Origin of the sequence: Dyella sp. S184, from assembly GCF_009766065.1 — a bacterium.
Classification (GTDB): domain Bacteria; phylum Pseudomonadota; class Gammaproteobacteria; order Xanthomonadales; family Rhodanobacteraceae; genus Rhodanobacter.
In genome coordinates, this window is sequence record NZ_LMUE01000012.1 from 342,082 (window position 1) to 359,524 (window position 17,443).

16 protein-coding genes are annotated in these 17,443 nt (G+C 63.2%); 11 read left to right on the top strand and 5 right to left on the bottom strand.

The features are described 5' to 3' along the window. Window positions 1-4: 4 nt before the first annotated feature. From GSQ75_RS17210 to GSQ75_RS17230, 5 genes are all read left to right on the top strand, one after another. Entirely contained in the window at window positions 5-577 is a 573-nt protein-coding gene (locus GSQ75_RS17210) for a DUF924 family protein (RefSeq protein WP_158756104.1), read from the top strand. A gap of 30 nt (window positions 578-607) precedes the next feature. Next, the gene (locus GSQ75_RS17215; protein WP_254058628.1) at window positions 608-796 is read left to right on the top strand and encodes a hypothetical protein; all 189 of its coding nucleotides are present in this window, start codon (window positions 608-610) and stop codon (window positions 794-796) included. A gap of 158 nt (window positions 797-954) precedes the next feature. After that, window positions 955-1,284 carry a DUF2845 domain-containing protein gene (locus tag GSQ75_RS17220; RefSeq protein WP_158756105.1) on the top strand — a complete coding sequence of 110 codons (330 nt, stop codon included), beginning with the start codon at window positions 955-957 and terminating at the stop codon, window positions 1,282-1,284. 67 nt (window positions 1,285-1,351) lie between these two features. Beyond that, window positions 1,352-2,578, top strand: coding sequence for a low temperature requirement protein A (locus tag GSQ75_RS17225; RefSeq protein WP_254058629.1), 1,227 nt, complete (start codon window positions 1,352-1,354; stop codon window positions 2,576-2,578). An 80-nt stretch (window positions 2,579-2,658) separates the two neighbouring features. Next, window positions 2,659-3,507, top strand: coding sequence for a mechanosensitive ion channel domain-containing protein (locus GSQ75_RS17230; RefSeq protein ID WP_158756107.1), 849 nt, complete (start codon window positions 2,659-2,661; stop codon window positions 3,505-3,507). Between the two features lie 7 nt (window positions 3,508-3,514). Here the strand turns inward: GSQ75_RS17230 and GSQ75_RS17235 are convergent, their stop codons facing one another. Beyond that, the gene (locus GSQ75_RS17235; protein ID WP_158756108.1) at window positions 3,515-7,096 is read right to left on the bottom strand and encodes a M1 family aminopeptidase; all 3,582 of its coding nucleotides are present in this window, start codon (window positions 7,094-7,096) and stop codon (window positions 3,515-3,517) included. Between the two features lie 48 nt (window positions 7,097-7,144). Beyond that, entirely contained in the window at window positions 7,145-8,029 is an 885-nt protein-coding gene (locus GSQ75_RS17240) for an ABC transporter ATP-binding protein (RefSeq protein WP_158756109.1), read from the bottom strand. 163 nt (window positions 8,030-8,192) lie between these two features. On the opposite strand from GSQ75_RS17240, the gene aceF reads away from it, so the two are divergent. The 3 genes from aceF to ggt are packed head-to-tail and all read left to right on the top strand — an operon-like array spanning window position 8,193 to window position 13,264. Continuing rightward, window positions 8,193-9,620, top strand: a complete 1,428-nt coding sequence (gene aceF / locus GSQ75_RS17245; RefSeq protein WP_158756110.1) for a dihydrolipoyllysine-residue acetyltransferase — start codon at window positions 8,193-8,195, stop codon at window positions 9,618-9,620. A 14-nt stretch (window positions 9,621-9,634) separates the two neighbouring features. After that, window positions 9,635-11,431 (top strand): dihydrolipoyl dehydrogenase, encoded by a 1,797-nt coding sequence (gene lpdA / locus GSQ75_RS17250; protein ID WP_158756111.1) that lies wholly within the window; start codon window positions 9,635-9,637, stop codon window positions 11,429-11,431. A gap of 51 nt (window positions 11,432-11,482) precedes the next feature. Next, window positions 11,483-13,264 carry a gamma-glutamyltransferase gene (gene ggt, locus GSQ75_RS17255; RefSeq protein WP_158756112.1) on the top strand — a complete coding sequence of 594 codons (1,782 nt, stop codon included), beginning with the start codon at window positions 11,483-11,485 and terminating at the stop codon, window positions 13,262-13,264. A gap of 81 nt (window positions 13,265-13,345) precedes the next feature. Here ggt and GSQ75_RS17260 read toward each other — a convergent pair whose 3' ends face one another. After that, complete coding sequence (locus GSQ75_RS17260; protein WP_158756179.1) at window positions 13,346-13,603, bottom strand: GIY-YIG nuclease family protein; 258 nt, start codon at window positions 13,601-13,603, stop codon at window positions 13,346-13,348. A gap of 128 nt (window positions 13,604-13,731) precedes the next feature. Between GSQ75_RS17260 and dapB the strand changes: the two genes are divergently transcribed. Beyond that, window positions 13,732-14,532, top strand: coding sequence for a 4-hydroxy-tetrahydrodipicolinate reductase (gene dapB / locus GSQ75_RS17265; RefSeq protein WP_158756113.1), 801 nt, complete (start codon window positions 13,732-13,734; stop codon window positions 14,530-14,532). A gap of 33 nt (window positions 14,533-14,565) precedes the next feature. On the opposite strand, the gene GSQ75_RS17270 is transcribed toward dapB, so the two are convergent. Both GSQ75_RS17270 and GSQ75_RS17275 read right to left on the bottom strand, forming a co-directional pair. Continuing rightward, complete coding sequence (locus GSQ75_RS17270; protein WP_158756114.1) at window positions 14,566-15,042, bottom strand: hypothetical protein; 477 nt, start codon at window positions 15,040-15,042, stop codon at window positions 14,566-14,568. Then, window positions 15,039-15,617, bottom strand: a complete 579-nt coding sequence (locus GSQ75_RS17275; protein WP_158756115.1) for a sigma-70 family RNA polymerase sigma factor — start codon at window positions 15,615-15,617, stop codon at window positions 15,039-15,041. The genes GSQ75_RS17270 and GSQ75_RS17275 overlap by 4 nt, the downstream gene beginning before the upstream one ends. A 122-nt stretch (window positions 15,618-15,739) precedes the next feature. On the opposite strand from GSQ75_RS17275, the gene GSQ75_RS17280 reads away from it, so the two are divergent. Then, window positions 15,740-16,066, top strand: a complete 327-nt coding sequence (locus tag GSQ75_RS17280; RefSeq protein WP_077442826.1) for a hypothetical protein — start codon at window positions 15,740-15,742, stop codon at window positions 16,064-16,066. 88 nt (window positions 16,067-16,154) lie between these two features. Continuing rightward, window positions 16,155-17,384: a dienelactone hydrolase gene (locus GSQ75_RS17285; RefSeq protein WP_158756116.1), complete on the top strand. Its 1,230-nt coding sequence runs from the start codon at window positions 16,155-16,157 to the stop codon at window positions 17,382-17,384. Window positions 17,385-17,443: the final 59 nt, after the last annotated feature.

Below are 17,443 nucleotides of genomic sequence, written 5' to 3' on the forward strand. Positions count from 1 at the left end.
GGCGATGTCAGCAGCAGGGGACGTCCTCGATTTCTGGTTTGCCGAAGCGAACGCAGCACGCTGGTTCGTTACCGATGCAGCATTCGATGAGGAAATCCGCGAACACTTCGGCCACTCGGTGGATGCGGCTGCCGACGGCCGGCTGGATGGCTGGACGGAGACGCCATCGGGCTGGCTGGCGCTGCTGATCCTGCTCGACCAGTTTCCACGCAATCTGTATCGCGGTGATTCGCGTGCCTGGGCACAGGACGTCAAGGCACAGCGTGTGGTGCTGTCGGGGATTTCCCGTGGTGACGACCGACGGTTACCGCCATTACAGCGCGTATTCGCCTACATGCCGCTGGAACATGCTGAAAACATGGATCTGCAGCAGCTCGCGGTGGAGCGGTTCGGGGCGTTATGCCTGGAGGCGCTGCAGGGACAGCGTGAACGTTTCGAAGGATTTTTCGAATATGCTCGGCGGCATCGCGAGGTGATCGCGCGCTTCGGCCGCTTTCCGCATCGCAATGCTGCACTGGGTCGTGCCAGCACGCCGGAAGAGCTGCTTTACCTGGCCCAGCCGGGCGCAGGTTTCTGAAACGCATTCCATCGTGCGAAGGAGAGTGCCATGCGTCGTCTGTTGCTTATACCGCTGCTGACTTTGAGTCTGAGTGTCTGCGCCAGCGAAACCCTGCGCGTCGGCCAGCAGGTGCTGTCCGTCGGTGACACCGCTGCGCACGCGCTCGATCTGCTGGGTACGCCGGCCTACAAGGAGCCGGTGGAGAATACGTTCGGCGCGTTTCGCGGTGAACGCTGACAATTAATCCGCGAGGATGGCCACGTGATTACCGTGACGATCATCGCCGGCAAGGTTTCCTCGATCGAGGATCATCTGGATGAGCGTCGCGGCTGAGTCGACTCGACTTTGTCGAAGGGTAAAGGACTACCGAATTTCACCAGACCAGGGAGAAGGTCATGCGCATTTGTTTCATCATCGCTTTATTCGTATTCAGCGCCGCTGTGCAGGCGTCCAGCAGTTTGCGTGTGGGCAACCAGGTGCTGAGCATCGGCGACAGCGCCGTGCGTGTCACCGAGTTGCTGGGCAAGCCGTCGTACAAAGCCCATGGCCACAGTTCACGCAGCAGCAGTTCGCGCAGTAGCCGCTCCCGCCGCAGTCGCACGACTGCCAACGCGACGAGCAAAGCGGCCAGCGGCGAAAAATGGCAGTACCGGCGCGGTGACCACATCACCATCGTGACGATGGTCGACGGCAAGGTCAGTGATATCGAGGACGATCGGCGCTGAGTCGAGTTCGCATGGCGATGTCCGGCCTGTCGTGCGATAAATGCGCGGACATGCCGGAGGCCGCATCGTGAGCATTTCCCCATCAGTTAGTCATTCCGGCTCGGCGCGGGCCAGCCTGCTGCGTTCGCGAGGTGTCGGTGGCCATAGCAAGGTCACCAATATCGAGCTGTTCTTCGACCTGGTGTTCGTCTACGCAGTGACCCAGTTGTCGCACACACTTCTGCATGGTTTGAACATGGTGGGTGCGCTGCAGGTGCTGCTGCTGTTCCTGGCGGTGTGGTGGGTATGGGTGTTTACCGGCTGGGTGACCAACTGGCTGGATCCGGAACGTCCGTTGGTACGGCTGTTGCTGCTGGCGCTGATGCTGGCGGGATTGCTGCTTTCGATCGCTTTGCCCGAGGCGTTCGGCGCACGCGGTCTGCTGTTTGCCGGCGCCTACGTCTTCATGCAGGTGGGGCGCACGTTGTTCATGTTGTGGGCGCTGGGAAATGCGGCGCCTGCGAATAAGCGCAACTTCCAGCGCATCACGGTCTGGCTCGTCCTGTCGGGCGCGCTGTGGCTGGCAGGCGGATGGCTGGATGGCCAGTGGCGCTGGGCGTGGTGGACCGCTGCACTGGTACTGGAATACCTCGGGCCGGCGTTGGCCTTTCCGGTGCCTGGCCTGGGTCGATCGAGCACCGCTGACTGGGATATCGACGGCGGTCACCTGGCCGAGCGCTGCAGCCAGTTCGTGATCATCGCGCTGGGCGAGTCGGTACTGGTGACCGGGTCGAGTTTTGCTGACACCTTGTCGCAACCACAGGCGTTGCTTGCGTTCGTCAGCGCTTTCATCGGCAGTGTGGCGATGTGGTGGATCTATTTCGACCTGGCGGCAGAGCGTGGCAGCCGGGCGATCCGGCAGTCGGCCGATCCCGGCCGCACGGCACGGCTCGCCTATACCTATCTGCATCTGCTGATCGTCGCCGGCATCATCGTCAGTGCGGTGGCGGACGAACTGACCCTGCGTGACGCATCGCTGCGTGTCGACACGATCAGGGGCGCCGTGCTGCTGGGTGGTCCGGCGCTGTATCTATGCGGCAATGCGTGGTTCAAGAAGACGGTGAACAGCACCAACCTGCCGCTGTCGCATCTGCTCGGGCTCGGCTTGCTGGCAGCATTGGCGCTGACCCTTACGCACTGGTCGGTGGCGTCGCTGGGCATGGTGACGACGGCCGTGCTGGTACTGGTGGCGCTGTGGGAGGTGTGCTCATTGCGTTCGGTGCGCCATACGCTGCGTGGGTCGGCCACGGACTGAGCCATACGCTTGCCGCCGACGTCGAATTCTTCATGGCGGGTTTGCTAGGCTGGCGCCGGTTTTTCCGCGAGCCGTCAGCCATGCATGATTTTCTGGAACGCCTACTCGGGCACGATCTTGCCGAAGCCGTCATCACGAATGGACTGCACTTGCTGGAAGCCTTGCTGATTCTCTTGCTGGGCATCTGGCTGGCTGCACGGCTGGCCAATGTCACGCAGCGCGCGCTGCAGCGTGCGCGCGTGGACACCACACTGAGCGGCTTTCTGCGCAACCTGATCTACGGCGTGCTGGTTGCGGTGCTGATCGTGATGGCGCTGACCCAGGCCGGCATACCTTCAGCGCCGCTGGTCGCTGCATTGGGAACGGCCGGACTGGCGGTTGGGCTGGCGCTGCAAGGTTCGCTCAGCAACCTTGCCTGGGGCGTGCTGCTTGTCGTGTTCCAGCCCTTCCGTGTCGGTGACTACGTTGTCGCCGGTGGCGTCGAGGGCACGGTGGAAACCATCAACCTGATGCATACGCTGCTGATCCTGCCGGACAACCGCGAGGCGATCGTGCCGAACGCGAAAATTGGTGGAGACGCCATCCTCAATTTCAATCGTCGTGGCACGCGACGCTTTGAATTGAAGTTCGGTGTCAGCCATCGCGACGACATCGACAAGGTGATGGCCGCCATCACGCGACTATTCGAAGCCGATGCACGGATATTGAAGGACCCGCCGCCGAACGTATCGATCGCCAGCCTGGCTGGCGACACGGTGAACCTGGTCTTGCGCGGCTGGACCCGCGTCAGCGACAGCACGGGAGTCCAGGCCGACCTGCTACGCGCGATCAAGCAGCGGATCGACGCGCAGGAGATCGGCATACCGACCCCGCCACTGGATATCCGCTTGGTCCAGGGCGTGATGCCAGCCGCGGTGAAACCGGACTGAGCCGCCGCTACTGCAGCGTCACCGGTCGCCGGTTGTCGCTGGAGACGCGGTCGATCAGTTCGTTGTACGGATCGATACCGGCTTCGAACGGTTTGCTGTCGACGGTCACGGTGATCGTGCTGTCACCGTTCGCCACCATCTGCTTCTTCAGGTACAGCGGCTTGCCATCCTTGCCATCGGCGGGCGCGGCAAACACGCCGATGTCGATCGGGATGTCCGGCGTGCCGTCGGTTTCCTTGCCGGTGCCATCGACGTAGACCTTGCCGGCATGCACCTTCATGGTCACTTCATATTTCCCGTCCGGCAGCTTCTTCGCCGTGGCCTCGGTCATGCGGTTGTCGAACAGGGTGATCTTCCAGAAGAAGTCATTAAGCAGTGGCTGCCACTTCGGCCCGGCGGACTTGGCCAAGGCGTTCATGAATTCCTGCGAGGTGGTGTAGGGCGGTTGCTGGAAACCCTTGTCGATCAGGAACTGCTTGAGCATTGCGTCGAGCTTGTCCTCGCCGATGTAATCCTGCAGCGCGTAGAACACCAGCGAGCCCTTGTTGTAATGGATGTACTGCTGGTTCTCAACCTTCGCCAGCGGCTCCTCGGCCAGCTTCTCGGTGGCGCGGCCCGCGAGATATTTGTCCAGTTCGTACTTCAGGAACTTGTGCATCTGGTCGGCGCCGTACTTCTGCTTCATCACCATCAGCGCGGAATATTGCGCCAGCGATTCGCTGAGCATGGTGGAGCCCTGCATGTTGGCGCCGATCACCCGGTGTGCCCACCACTGGTGCGCCACTTCGTGCGCGGTGATGTAGTAGGGGTAGTCGATCTTGGATTGATCGCGCAGATCGGCGATGAAGCCGACCGATTCGGAGAACGGAATCGTGTTCGCAAACGACTGCGCGATGCTTATGTAGTTCGGGAACTCCAGGATGCGCAGCTGGTGAAACTGGTATGGCGTGTAGTTCGCGTTGTAATAGTCCAGCGCGTCCTTCGTGCCCTGGATCATCCGGTCCACGTTCCATGCATGCGCCGGGTTGTAGTACACCGCGATATCGACGCCTTTCCAAAGCTCGTGCTTCACGGCATAGCGTGCCGAGAGGTAGGAGAAGAACGGCAGCATGGGCTGGTCCATTGTGTAATGGAAATAGTGCCGTCCGTTGGCCGTCCATTCCTTCTGCAGGTAGCCCGGTGCCACCGCGATCTGATCGGCGGCGGTTGACACGGTGGTGTCGAAGCTGATCCAGTCCGCATCGTTGCTGATATAGGTATTGGCGCGTGCCTTCTCGTCACCGAGTTTCGGCATTCGCGGCACTTCGCCGACAAGGTCGTACTTGCGGCGATCATTACGATCCGTGATCTGCGCATCCGTCTGGTAGCCGAACTGCGGCATCACCGTGTTATTGAAGAAGGTGCCGTTATAAGCGAGGAATTGGCCTTCCGGGCTGTTGGTAAAGCCCTTCGGCGCGTACTCCATGTCGAAGTCGAAGTTCATGGATGCGCCCGGTGCCAGCGGCGTCTTCAGCCGGTAGATGGTGTAACCGAGATCCTTGTCTTCGCTGATCGTGTCATGCGGCGCGAAATCCAGCGACTTCAGCTTGAAGCCGTCGGTGTAATTCACATGCAGTTCGCTGATCGGCGTGTCGTGCTTGTTCACCAGTGTGTAGTGGCCGCGGATCTCCAGCCTGCGCTGGTACGGGTAGATGTCGACATCGGTCTTTACCGCGGTGATGCGCGGCTGCGGCAGATCCTTGTACTTCGCGTATTTCCTCTCGTAGTTGGCATGCTGCTGTAACTTGTCGCTGCTGCTCAGGTAGTGATTGAGCACGTTGGTGTTGTAGTAGATCCACGCGCCGCTGCCGACGAACGCGAGCAGGCCGAACGCCATGGCGATCTTCGCCGGTACATGCAGTCGTACCCTTGCTTCGCGCATCCGCTCAGGCCAGGTCTGGTCGGTGCCGCGTACCCAGAACAGCGCGGCCAGTACCTGCAGCACTACCGCGCAGCTGGCCCAATAAAAGTCGAACCACAGTGTGGCCGCGAGGAAATGGCCGAAACCGTTCATGTCCGAATACGGCAGGTCCGGCGCGCTGCCGTAGTCATACAGGTTCTGTTCCCAGTGCAGCAGGCCGAAGCCGATCTGGCAGACGAACCACATGATGGTGAACAGATAGCCAAGGAACTTGTTGTTCGACAGCACCTGCAGGAACAGCGCCAGCGCCGCCAGCAGCGCGAATGGAATCGCATCCAGCGCCAGCGTCTCCAGGTACAGACCCAGCTCCAGATGGGTGTAACCATGCGCCAGCTGCCAGCCGATGCCGACCAGCGAGCCGACCAGCAGGAATGCCCCGATCACTGCCAGCAGCGCACCCAGCTTGGCGGTCAGCGGGATCCAGTCTGGCAACGGAAACGCGTCGGTAACCTCGGCCGAGCGCTGGCTGCGCTCGCGCCACACCAGCTCACCGGCATAGAAGGTGATGATGATGTACAGCAGCCACTGGAAGCCGCCGCGGATGTTTTCCAGCACCTGATGGGTGACCGGCCAGGTCGCGGTGCCGTAGATCTGTCCGGAGAACATCAAGGCGCCGAACAGGTTGGCCAGGCCCAGCGCCAGCATGATCAGGAACGGCGCGCCGCGCAACACGCCGAGCGTGTCAAACGCGAACTGCGTGCGCAGCTGCAGCAAGTGCGCGCCGAGGTTGTCGGCCAGGCGAACCTTGGGCAGCGTCAGTGTGGTGTTGCTGGCTTGCGGGCACAGCATCGGTGGCTCTGCGCGCTTCTTGCGCCGTGGCAGTTGCAGTCCTTCGCGGTTCGGCCGGAACAGTGCAAACGTGGCGCCGAACATGGCCACACTGACGCCGGTCCACAGCAACCGATTGAACAACAGGACACCGGTCAGCGCGGGCAACTCGTGATTGGACTGGTAGGCCGACCAGTAGCGGGTGACCAGCGCAACCGTGCGCCCGCCGAACGGATCGAGCATGGCGGCAACGTAGTGATTGTTGACGTCCTTGGTCAGCTGGCCAACGATGCTTTGCAGTACGAAGTAGGCGATCACCCCGATATAGGTGGCCAGCAGCGAACGCGTGGTGGTGGCGAGCAGGAACAGCAACGCAGCAATGAACAGCATGTCCGGCACCACCATCACGCCGAACGCCCACGCGTAGCCGTGCCAGCTGGCCGGACCCAGTCGTAGCACATCGATCCACGGCATCATGCCGCCGAATGCGATGCCAAGCGCACAGGCCAGCATGATCGCCAGCGAGGCCAGGTAGCCTGCGGCGAAGCGGCCGCCGAGATAGGCGCCGCGGCTCATCGGCGTAGTGAAGAACAGTTCGGCGGTGCGCTGCTCGAAGTCGCGCAGCGCGGCGCCAGCGACGAATACCGTCACCAGGAACATGCTGAGTACGGTCAGCGCGCTGAGCAGCCGGACGATCACCAGCGGTGCATTGCGCAGCACGTTGCCGCTGGCGCCACCAACGGTCACCGCATCGGTTGTCACCAGGGTGAAGGCAAGCGTGCCGAACACCGCCGTAATGATCCAGAACAGTGGCGCCTTCAGCTGCTGGCGCAATTCGAATCGGAGGATCTCGAAGAACATCGGTATTCGCGTCCCTGTAATGGAAGACTGCTGCCGGAGCGGCGGGTGTCAGGCGGCTCTGGCAGTGGCCTGCTCGCGCAGGCGCCCGAAATAGACGTCTTCCAGATCGGGTACAACGGCTTCGAAGCCTGCCTCCGGCCGGGTGTCGGCCAGTACATGCAGCAGGGTGCGTCCGCCGGCGAGGCGGGTGGACAGGATGTTCATGCGGGCGCGGTAACCGTCCAGTTCGGCCTTGTCGATCGTGCGCCGCCACACGCGGCCGTCGAGCGAACGGATCGCCTCGACCGGCTCACCACTCAGCAGCACCTGGCCCTGGCCGATGATCGCCATGCGCGAGCACAGGTCGGTGACGTCCTCCACGATATGTGTGGACAGGATCACCACCACCCGCTCGCCGATTTCTGCGAGCAGATTGAGGAAGCGGTTGCGCTCCTCCGGGTCGAGGCCCGCGGTGGGTTCGTCGACGATCACCAGTCGCGGATCGCCGATCAGCGCCTGCGCAATACCGAAACGCTGGCGCATGCCGCCGGAGTAGGTGCCGAGCTTGCGCTTGCGTACATCCCACAGGTTCACCTGGCGCAGCAGCGACTCGACCAGCTCGCGACGTTCGCTTTTCACGGTGACGCCCTTGAGCACGGCGAAGTGGTCCAGCATCGCCTCGGCCGAGACCCTCGGATACACCCCGAACTCCTGCGGCAGATAGCCGAGCAGACGGCGGGTGGCCTGCTTGTCGGCCATCAGGTCCATGTCGTCCAGCTTGATCGTGCCCTCGTCCGGATCCTGCAGGGTGGCGATCGTGCGCATCAGCGACGATTTGCCCGCACCGTTGGGGCCGAGCAGGCCGAACATGCCATTGGGGATGTCCAGCGACACGCCGCGCAGTGCCCGCACTCCGTTGGCGTAGGTTTTCGACAGGTCACGAATCGTCAGCATGGCTTGCTTCCCGGTACCGCTCTGAGCGGCGTTGGCTGAGCCCAGATTAGGGGAACGATTGAGGCAGTGCGTGCGCTCAAGGTCATGCATACGCGCGCGCATGGTAACCGTCGAAAGAAGCTGCCGCACAACATCAGGCATACGAATCGGGCAGCGCTTCGTTATGATTGAGGCCTTGTCTGCGGCCGCCATCCCCGAGCGGCACGCCACCGCCATTGCAGGAGTCATCATGGCCGAGCTCAAAGAAGCCCTTGTTCCCGATATCGGTCACGCCGACGTCCCCGTCATCGAAGTGCTGGTCAAGGTCGGTGATCGCGTGGAGAAGGAGCAGAGCCTGATCACGCTGGAGTCGGACAAGGCCACGATGGAAGTCCCTGCGCCGTTCGCCGGCACGATCAAGGAAATGAAGCTGAAAGTGGGCGACGAGGTGTCGGAGGGCGCTGTGATCGCGATCATCGAGGCCGACGGCGCCGCTGCTGCACCTGCCGCCGAGGCGCCGAAAGCCGCTGCGCCAGCTCCAGCCCCGGCACCTGCGCCAGCCAAGGTGGCCGCGCCGCAGGTCGAGGAAAAGCCCGCGCCGATCGGCGGCCGCAGTGTGCTGCCCGGCAACGTGCCGGAAGGCGACGTGTCGCCGGCTGCGCGACCACCGCTGGATGCACGCCTGGTAATGCCAGGCGATGCGCCGTACGCCAGCCCGGCGATCCGTGCCTTCGCGCGTGAGCTGGGCGTCGACATCACCCAGGTCAAGGGTTCCGGCCGCGGCGGCCGCATCCAGCGCGAGGACGTCAGCGCCTACGTGAAGCATGCGCTCGCTTCCGGTGCGCGACCGACAGCTGGCGCTGCGGCGTCGCTCGGCGGCCTCAGCCTGCTGCCGTGGCCGAAGATCGACTTCGCCAAGTTCGGCGAGATCGAGGAGAAGCCGCTGTCGCGCATTCAGAAAATTTCCGGCGCCAACCTCGCGCGCAACTGGGCGATGATCCCGCACGTTACCCAGCACGATGATGCCGATATCACCGAGCTGGAGGCCTTCCGCAAGAAGCTTGGCGAAGAGAACAAGGAGTTGAAGGTCACACCGCTGGTGTTCCAGATCAAGGCGGTGGTGGCGGCGCTGAAGCAGTTCCCGCAGTTCAACGCCTCACTCGACGAGAGCGGCGAGAAGCTGATACTGAAGAAGTACTTCCATATCGGCATCGCGGTGGACACGCCCGATGGCCTGGTGGTGCCGGTGATCCGCGATTGCGACAAGAAGGGCTTGCTCGACCTTGCCCGCGAGCTGGGCGAGATTTCGAAGAAGGCGCGCGACAAGAAGCTGGGGCCGGCCGAGATGTCCGGTGGCTGCTTCTCGATCTCCTCGCTCGGCGGTATCGGTGGCACCGGCTTTACGCCGATCGTCAATGCGCCGGAAGTGGCGATCCTCGGCGTCTCCAAGGCGGCGACCAAGCCGGTGTGGAACGGCAAGGAATTCGCGCCGCGGCTGATCCTGCCGCTGTCGCTGTCCTACGACCATCGCGTGATCGACGGCGCGCTCGCCGCGCGCTTCGCGTCCTTCCTCGCCACCCAGCTCGGCGACATCCGTCGCCTGCTGCTCTGACCGGGAGGATGACGATGGCCAACACGATCGAAATCAAGGTTCCCGACATCGGCGGTCACGGCAACGTGCCGGTGATCGAAGTGCTGGTGAAAGCCGGCGACACCGTGGCGAAAGAACAGAGCCTGATCACGCTGGAGTCGGACAAGGCGACGATGGAGATTCCCTCCAGCGCCGCCGGCGTGGTCAAGGAGTTGAAACTCAAGGTGGGCGACGAGGTCTCCGAAGGCGCGGTGATCGCCGTGCTTGAAGTTGCTGATGACACTGCTGCGCCCAAGGCCGAGGCGCCACAAGTCGAGGCACCACGAGTCGAGGCACCCAAGGCTGCTGCGCCGGCACCTGCTGCGAGCGCGCCTGCCGCGGCACCGGCTCCACAAGCCGCCGGTGCTTCCGGCCGCAAGGCCGACATCGAATGCAAGCTGGTCGTGCTTGGTTCCGGCCCGGGCGGCTACTCGGCGGCGTTCCGCGCCGCGGATCTGGGTGTCGATACCGTGCTGGTGGAACGCTATGCCACGCTCGGCGGCGTCTGCCTCAACGTGGGCTGCATCCCCTCCAAGGCGCTGCTGCATGCGGCCGCAGTGATCGACGAAGCGGCCTCGATGGCCGCGCACGGCGTCAGCTTCGGCGCGCCGAAGATCGACATCGACAAGCTGCGTGGCTTCAAGACCAAGGTGGTCGGTCAGCTTACCGGCGGCCTGACCAGCATGGCGAAGCAGCGCAAGGTGCGTACGCTCGAAGGCAACGGCAGCTTTGTCTCGCCGAACGAAATGGAAGTCCAGACCAAGGACGGCGTGAAGCTGGTCCGCTTCGAGAACGCAATCATCGCCGCCGGTTCGCAGTCGGTGAAGCTGCCCTCGTTCCCGTGGGACGACGATCGCATCGTCGACTCCACCGGCGCGCTGGAGCTGAAGGACGTACCGAACAAGCTACTCGTTGTCGGCGGCGGCATCATCGGCCTGGAAATGGCGACGGTGTATTCCGCGCTCGGCAGCGAAGTGACCGTGGTCGAGTTCATGGATCAGCTCATCCCAGGTGCCGATGCCGACCTGATCAAGCCGCTGGCCAAGCGCATCGGCGGCAAGCTCAAGGGCGTGCATCTGAAGACCAAGGTGGTCGAGGCGAAGGCGACCAAGAAGGGCATCGAAGTCAGCTACGAAGGCGATAGCATCCCCGAAACCACCTTGTTCGATCGCGTGCTGGTGTCGGTGGGCCGCTCGCCGAACGGCGGCAAGATCGGCGCCGACAAGGCCGGTGTTGCGGTGACCGATCGCGGTTTCATCAACGTCGATAGCCAGATGCGCACCAATGTGCCGCACATCTTCGCGATCGGCGACTTGGTCGGCCAGCCGATGCTGGCGCACAAGGCCACGCACGAGGCGAAGGTCGCCGCGGAGGTCGTCGCCGGGCAGAAGAGCTACTTCGATGCACGGGTGATTCCGTCGGTGGCCTATACCGATCCGGAAATCGCCTGGGTCGGCGTGACCGAACGCGAGGCGAAGGAAAAGGGCCTGAAGATCGGCGTGGGCAAGTTCCCGTGGGCGGCCAGCGGCCGCGCGATCGGCATCGACCGCACCGAGGGCTTCACCAAGCTGATCTTCGACGAAGCGACCCATCGCATCGTCGGCGGCGGCATCGTCGGCGTGCATGCCGGCGAGCTGATCTCCGAAGTCGCGTTGGCGATCGAGATGGGCAGCGAGGCCGCTGATATCGGCCTGACCATCCACCCGCATCCCACGCTGAGCGAGTCGATCGGCATGGCGGCCGAGGTGTACGAAGGCACGATCACCGACCTGTACCTGCCAAAGAAGAAGTAAGTCGCGCCGCCGCGATAAAACAAAAACTCGGGTCGCCCCGAAGGAGTCGTGATGAGTCATTCGCAGATCCGGATCGGCGCTGCCGTCGCCTTGTTGGTGGGGCTGACGGCCGCGACGAATGTCAGTGCCGATGTCGGCCGGGGTGATCGCTACTCCGGCCATCCCTGGGCCTCCCGTTCGCCGGTGCTGGCCCAGCATGGCATGGCAGCGACCGAGCAGCCGCTGGCCTCGCAGATCGCGATCGACATCCTCAAGAAGGGCGGCAGTGCGGTGGATGCCGCGATCGCGGCGAACGCGGCGCTCGGCCTGATGGAGCCGGTGTTGAACGGCATCGGCGGCGACTGCTTCGTGATCGTGTGGGATCCGAAGACGCACAAACTCTACGGCTACAACGGCTCCGGCCCGTCGGCAAAGGGCCGCGATCTGGCGAAGATGCAGGCCGAGGTCAAGGCCGCGTATCTCAAGGCCGGCCTGCCGGTGAAGGATCACATTCCCGCCGTCGGCTCGCTGCCGATCACCGTGCCTGGCACGGTCGATACCTGGGGCGCGCTGCACGACAAGTTCGGCAAGCTCTCATTGGCCGACGATCTGGCGCCGGCGATCGGCTATGCCCAGAACGGTTTCCCGGTCACCCAGCTGGTTGCCCAGTACTGGAAGGGCAACATGGCCGCGTTCGAGCGGATGCACGGGCTGATCGAGGAAAGTGCCAATGCGCGCCACACCTATTTGATCGACGGTCACGCGCCGGCCGAAGGCGAGGTGTTCCGCAATCCCGATCTGGCCCGCACGCTGACGCTGATCGCGCAGGGCGGCCGCGATGCGTTCTACAAGGGCGCGATCGCGCACACCATGGATGCCTACTTCAAGCGCATCGGCGGCGACCTGCGCTACGAGGACTTTGCCGGTTATCACGGCGAGTGGGTGACGCCGCAGTCGGTGAACTACCACGGTTACGACGTCTACGAACTGCCGCCGAACGGACAGGGCTTCGCCGCGCTGGAAATGCTGCAGCTGCTCAAGGGCTTCGACCTGAAGAAAATGGGCGTGGGCAGCGCCGACGCGCTGACCGCGATGCTGGAAGCCAAGCGCCTCGCCTATGAGGATCTGGCCAAGTACTACGCCGATCCGCGTTTCGTCGATGTGCCGATGAAGGGCCTGCTGTCCGAGGGCTACGCCGACCAGCGGCGGAAGCTGATTCATCTCGACCACGCCAACGCGGACATCGGTCCCGGCGATCCGAAGCTGTTCAACGGCGACACCACGTACTTCACCACCGCCGACAAGGACGGCATGATGGTCTCGATCATCCAGTCCAACTACCGCGGCATGGGTTCGGGCCTGGTCGCCGACGGGCTCGGCTTCATGTTCCAGGATCGCGGCGAGCTGTATTCGCTCAAGCCTGGCGCGGCGAATGTCTACGCTGCCGGCAAGCGGCCGTTCCACACCATTATCCCGGGCTTCGTGATGAAGGATGGCGCGCCGTACATGTCGTTCGGCCTGATGGGCGGCGACATGCAGCCGCAGGGTCACATCCAGGTGCTGACCAACATGATCGATTACGGCATGAACGTGCAGGACGCCGGCGATGCCGCGCGCTGGCGCCACTACGGCAACGCCGAACCCACCGGCGAAGCCTCGCAGGGCATCGGCACGGTGGAGATGGAGTCGGGCTTCGACCCCGCGGTGAAAGCCGAGTTGGTCAAACGCGGCTACAAGGTCGTGCCGGGCACCGGCAACTTCGGCGGCTACGAGGCGATCATGTTCGACGCCAAACAGCAGGTGTACTGGGGCGCTACCGAGATGCGCAAGGATGGCGAGGTGCTCGGGTATTGAAGCGACTGGTGCGGAGTGCCGAAAGCGCCGCCGCACCGCGTATCGCTGTGCATCGATACGGGACCGATCCTGGGCTGACGATCAGGCCTGCAGGAACGCCAGCTTCCGCTCCCGCGGCAACTGCTTGATCGCCCACTCCGCACGCGAGGCGCTGGCGCGATCGGGATAGCTGCGAAAGCCCAACAACCGCAGCGGCGGGTTGGCGCGGGTATAGCGCGCGCCGCGGCCGGCCACATGGGCGGCGTAGCGTGCGTCGAGGCGGTTGGTGATGCCGGCATAGTAGCTGCCGTTGCGGCATTCAATCAGGTACAGGCACCACGTACCGCTGGCTTCCGCCAGCTGCGATGGGGCGTCGATGGGTGTCGTTGCGGCCACGGGATTTCGGTTCAATCGTCGTTGGTGATTCGGGACAAGCGTGCCACGCCAGATTACTCTGCGCTGATCACGACAAGAACCATGAGGTCACCATGTCACTGAAGGTATGTGTTGCCGGCGCCACCGGCTGGGCCGGCTCCGAACTGGCGCGCGGTATCGCCGCGGCCGATGACCTCGCGCTGGTCGCTGCGGTGGCACGCAAGCACGCTGGGCAGACGCTCGGCGACGTGTTGGGCGAGCCGCGACTGGCGACACCGATCTTTGCCAGCGCCACCGAAGCGCTGACACAGCCCTGCGATGTCTTCGTCGAATACACCCGGCCAGACAGCGCGAAGGCAAATATCCTTGCCGCGCTGGAGCATGGCGCGCACGTGGTGGTCGGCACGTCGGGCCTCACCGACGAGGATTACGCGCAGATCGATGCGCTGGCTCGCGAGCGGCAGCGCGGCGTGCTTGCCTGCGGCAACTTTGCGCTGACCGCGGTGCTGCTGATCAAGTTTGCCGAGATGGCGGCGAAGCTCATCCCGCAATGGGAGATCATCGACTATGCCTCGGCCGGCAAACCGGATGCACCCAGCGGCACCGTGCGCGAGCTGGCCGGCCGGCTGGGCAAGGTGCGCCAGCCGACACTGGAAGTGCCGCTGGAGCAGACCATCGGTATGCGCGAGACGCGTGGCGGCACGCTGGCCGGCAGCCAGGTACATGCGCTGCGCCTGCCGGGTTTCGTGATCGGGGTCGAGACGATCTTCGGCATGCCGGACCAGACGTTGAGCCTGCGTCACAACGCCGGCAGCAGTGCGAAGCCTTATGTGGGTGGCGCGTTGCTGGCGATCCGCAACGTGTCGGGGCTGGTTGGCGTGCATCGCGGACTGGATGCAGTACTCGATCTGTGAACGGCCGCGATCGAACGGCGCGTATCTCCTGCGTCAGTCGCGTCCATGCCTGTGCTGCTGCCATGAGCCCAGCAGCCACGACATGCCGATGCAACCGGCGAAGGCCAGCAGCCAGCGGATGGCCGATGGGCCGGGCGCGGGTAGTGCCGCGCTGATCGAGGGCAGCCACGTGCTGCCATAGATTACCGTCGCCGCGCCAGCGGCCAGTACGAAGACGATGACGAGGGAAATCGTCAATGCAAGTTCGAAGCGGGTGCTGGATGTCGGTTTGGCCCTCATGCCTGCGGCGGCCAAGGTGGCCATGTGCCGTGCGAAGTCGGGCGGCAGGGACTCCTGCAGCGGTTGCCGCAATGCATGCGCCAGCATCCGATAGCGCAAGGCCTTTGCATCATCGCCTGCGGGGTCGAGGTGCAGACGTTCGCGCCGCATGGCGCGCTCCTGCAGCAGCCATTCGCGTTCGTGGGCCGCGTCGTCGAAAGGAGGGATGGTGTCGTCGATGTCGTGATTCATGCTGCAACTCCGGTCCGGGCTTCGAGTGCGCCGCGCAGGCGCAGTCGTGAGCGGAACAAGTGGCTCTTGATGGTGCCGCTGGCCAGCCCGGTGATCCGGGCAATCTCGGGAATCGTGACTTCCTCAAGGTAATACAGCGTCAGCACGGTCCGCTGCAAGGGCGGCAATGCCTCGATGGCAGCGTGCAGGTGCTGCGTCGTTTCCGCGTCTGCGCAGGCAGCTTCGAGATCGAAGCCGTCGCCGATGTTTTCCACCAGCGCATAGTCATCGTCATCGGTGTTCTCGAGCAGCGGGATGCGTTTGTGTTGCAGGTGGCGCAGCGCGATGGTGTAGGCCACGCGTCCGATCCACGATTTCAGCGCGCTCTCGTAGCGATACTGGTGCAGGCACTGATGCACGCGCAGAAAGGTGTCCTGGCACAGCTCGCGCGCATCCTCGGGGTGGCGCACCATCCGATGGATGATGTGCCAGCACAGGCCCTGATACTCGCGCACCAGGCGCTCGAACGCGCCCGGCCGGTTGGCCAGCACGGCGTCGACCAGTTCGCGGTCCGGGCTGCTGCGGATGTCTTCCATGCCGCAAGGGATACGCGCATCGCCCCAATGGTTGCAAGTGGATGGCTGCAACCGCTGTGAGGGTGGCTGTCTCTATGGTCCCGACAGCCAATCATTCCACCATCACTCCCAAGGAGAGCCCCATGAATTTCGGCGACTTTATCCCGATCAGCCTGTTCATCTGCATTGCCTACTCGATCAAGGTCTGCGTCGACGCCATGGTGCGCCGGCATATGGTCAACGCCGGCGGTTCCGAGGATCTGGTCAATTCGATCCTGCGTGACGAGGCGCTGCGTCGGCGCAACTCCTCGCTGCGCTGGGGCATCGTGCTGGTGTCAGTGGCGGTCGGCTTCGGCCTGATCCAATGGTTCAACTGGCAGGAAGTCACACCCGGCCTGGTCGCCGTGCTGGCTGGTGCCACGGGCCTGGGCAACCTGGCGTTCTTCGCTATCTCGCGGCGGCTCAGCTGAGTTGAGCGCGACGCGCCGTGCATCGGCGCGTCGCGCTTGCCAGCCTCGGCAGATATTCCCCCGCCGCCTCGCCGGAAGGAAAGCTACGGTGCATTCCAGAATCCTGGTTACCTTGCTTGCGTTATGCACATATTTCAGTTCTATGTTCGCGGTTGCCCAGACGTCTTCATTCCGGTTCCTGGAAAAGCCGGGGCTGTATCCGGTGGGGCTGAAAGTAGTGAATCAGTACGATCACTCCCGCAGCTTCCCCTCGGCACCCGGGGCCTTGGGGAAACCGGCCATCAAGGATGGTGCGCGCCCGTTGCAAACCCTGATCTGGTATCCGTCGCTGCGAAGCACGGAGGAGCCGATGACGGTTGGCGAGTATGCCCAGCTGGCCGACACGGAAATCCACTTCGACGCTCCGCATCCGGGCGAGAATCGGTGGCGTTCGCTACTGAAAACGTCCTTCGACGTCCCACTGTGGGCGGTGCGGAATGCGAAGCCGATGCAAGGACGTTATCCCGTGCTCATTTACGCGCCCGGCGACTCTTCCGTTTCATGGGAGAACGCCGACTTGTGCGAGTATCTTGCCAGTCACGGCTATGTCATTCTCGCAAGCCCATCGATGGGAGTGTCGACGCGCGATATGACGGACGATCTCGACGGGATCAACGCGCAGGCCCGCGACATCTCGTTTCTCATTGCGTATGCCAAGACGCTTCCCGACGCGGATATGTCCAGGGTAGCCGTATTGAGCTGGAGCTGGGGCGGAGGATCAAGTCTGTTTGCGGCAGCGCGCGATCCGCGTATCGATGCCCTGGTATCGCTGGACGGCAGCATGCGCGTTTACCCGGGCCTTGTGAAAATGGCCGGGGACGTTCGTCCAGAGCGAATGGCCATACCACTTCTTTTCTTCCTGGGAGGGTATCCGAACCTTCTTGAGGATATTGAAAAATATCATGATGGCCCGCTGGAATGGACCGAGGGCCCCAACGTTCTGAATGCATGGACACACGGTGACCTCCTTACGGTGAACATGCTGGGCATGGCACATCCGGAATTCAGCTCGATGTACCAACGCAGAGAGAGTGCACAGCGCTTTGCTGAAAATCAGGTGGCCGATTACGGGCGGGATGACGCCAACACGTATCATGCCTGGACCGCACGCTATACCCTGAATTTCCTGGATGCTTACCTGAAACACGATGCGGCGGCAGCCGCCTTCCTCAAGAAGACACCGGCCGAAAACGGTGTTCCCAAACATTTCATGGCTACGAAATTTCGCCCCGCACAAGGGGCATCCCCATCCGGTGCGGGCTCGGTGTCAAATCCCTGAAAGGGCATGAAAAGCATGCGGAGCCGAGGAGTGCGGATGCGTGCTTTCGACGGTTGATC

What these genes read in the sequence shown, in the direction of transcription:
- GSQ75_RS17215 (WP_254058628.1), top strand. Translation starts at nt 608, where the DNA reads ATGCGTCGTCTGTTGCTTATACCGCTGCTGACTTTGAGTCTGAGTGTC.
- GSQ75_RS17210 (WP_158756104.1), top strand. Translation starts at nt 5, where the DNA reads ATGTCAGCAGCAGGGGACGTCCTCGATTTCTGGTTTGCCGAAGCGAAC.
- GSQ75_RS17270 (WP_158756114.1), bottom strand. Translation starts at nt 15,042, where the DNA reads ATGAATCACGACATCGACGACACCATCCCTCCTTTCGACGACGCGGCC.
- GSQ75_RS17220 (WP_158756105.1), top strand. Translation starts at nt 955, where the DNA reads ATGCGCATTTGTTTCATCATCGCTTTATTCGTATTCAGCGCCGCTGTG.
- GSQ75_RS17240 (WP_158756109.1), bottom strand. Translation starts at nt 8,029, where the DNA reads ATGCTGACGATTCGTGACCTGTCGAAAACCTACGCCAACGGAGTGCGG.
- GSQ75_RS17230 (WP_158756107.1), top strand. Translation starts at nt 2,659, where the DNA reads ATGCATGATTTTCTGGAACGCCTACTCGGGCACGATCTTGCCGAAGCC.
- GSQ75_RS17275 (WP_158756115.1), bottom strand. Translation starts at nt 15,617, where the DNA reads ATGGAAGACATCCGCAGCAGCCCGGACCGCGAACTGGTCGACGCCGTG.
- aceF (WP_158756110.1), top strand. Translation starts at nt 8,193, where the DNA reads ATGATTGAGGCCTTGTCTGCGGCCGCCATCCCCGAGCGGCACGCCACC.
- ggt (WP_158756112.1), top strand. Translation starts at nt 11,483, where the DNA reads ATGAGTCATTCGCAGATCCGGATCGGCGCTGCCGTCGCCTTGTTGGTG.
- dapB (WP_158756113.1), top strand. Translation starts at nt 13,732, where the DNA reads ATGTCACTGAAGGTATGTGTTGCCGGCGCCACCGGCTGGGCCGGCTCC.
- GSQ75_RS17235 (WP_158756108.1), bottom strand. Translation starts at nt 7,096, where the DNA reads ATGTTCTTCGAGATCCTCCGATTCGAATTGCGCCAGCAGCTGAAGGCG.
- GSQ75_RS17280 (WP_077442826.1), top strand. Translation starts at nt 15,740, where the DNA reads ATGAATTTCGGCGACTTTATCCCGATCAGCCTGTTCATCTGCATTGCC.
- lpdA (WP_158756111.1), top strand. Translation starts at nt 9,635, where the DNA reads ATGGCCAACACGATCGAAATCAAGGTTCCCGACATCGGCGGTCACGGC.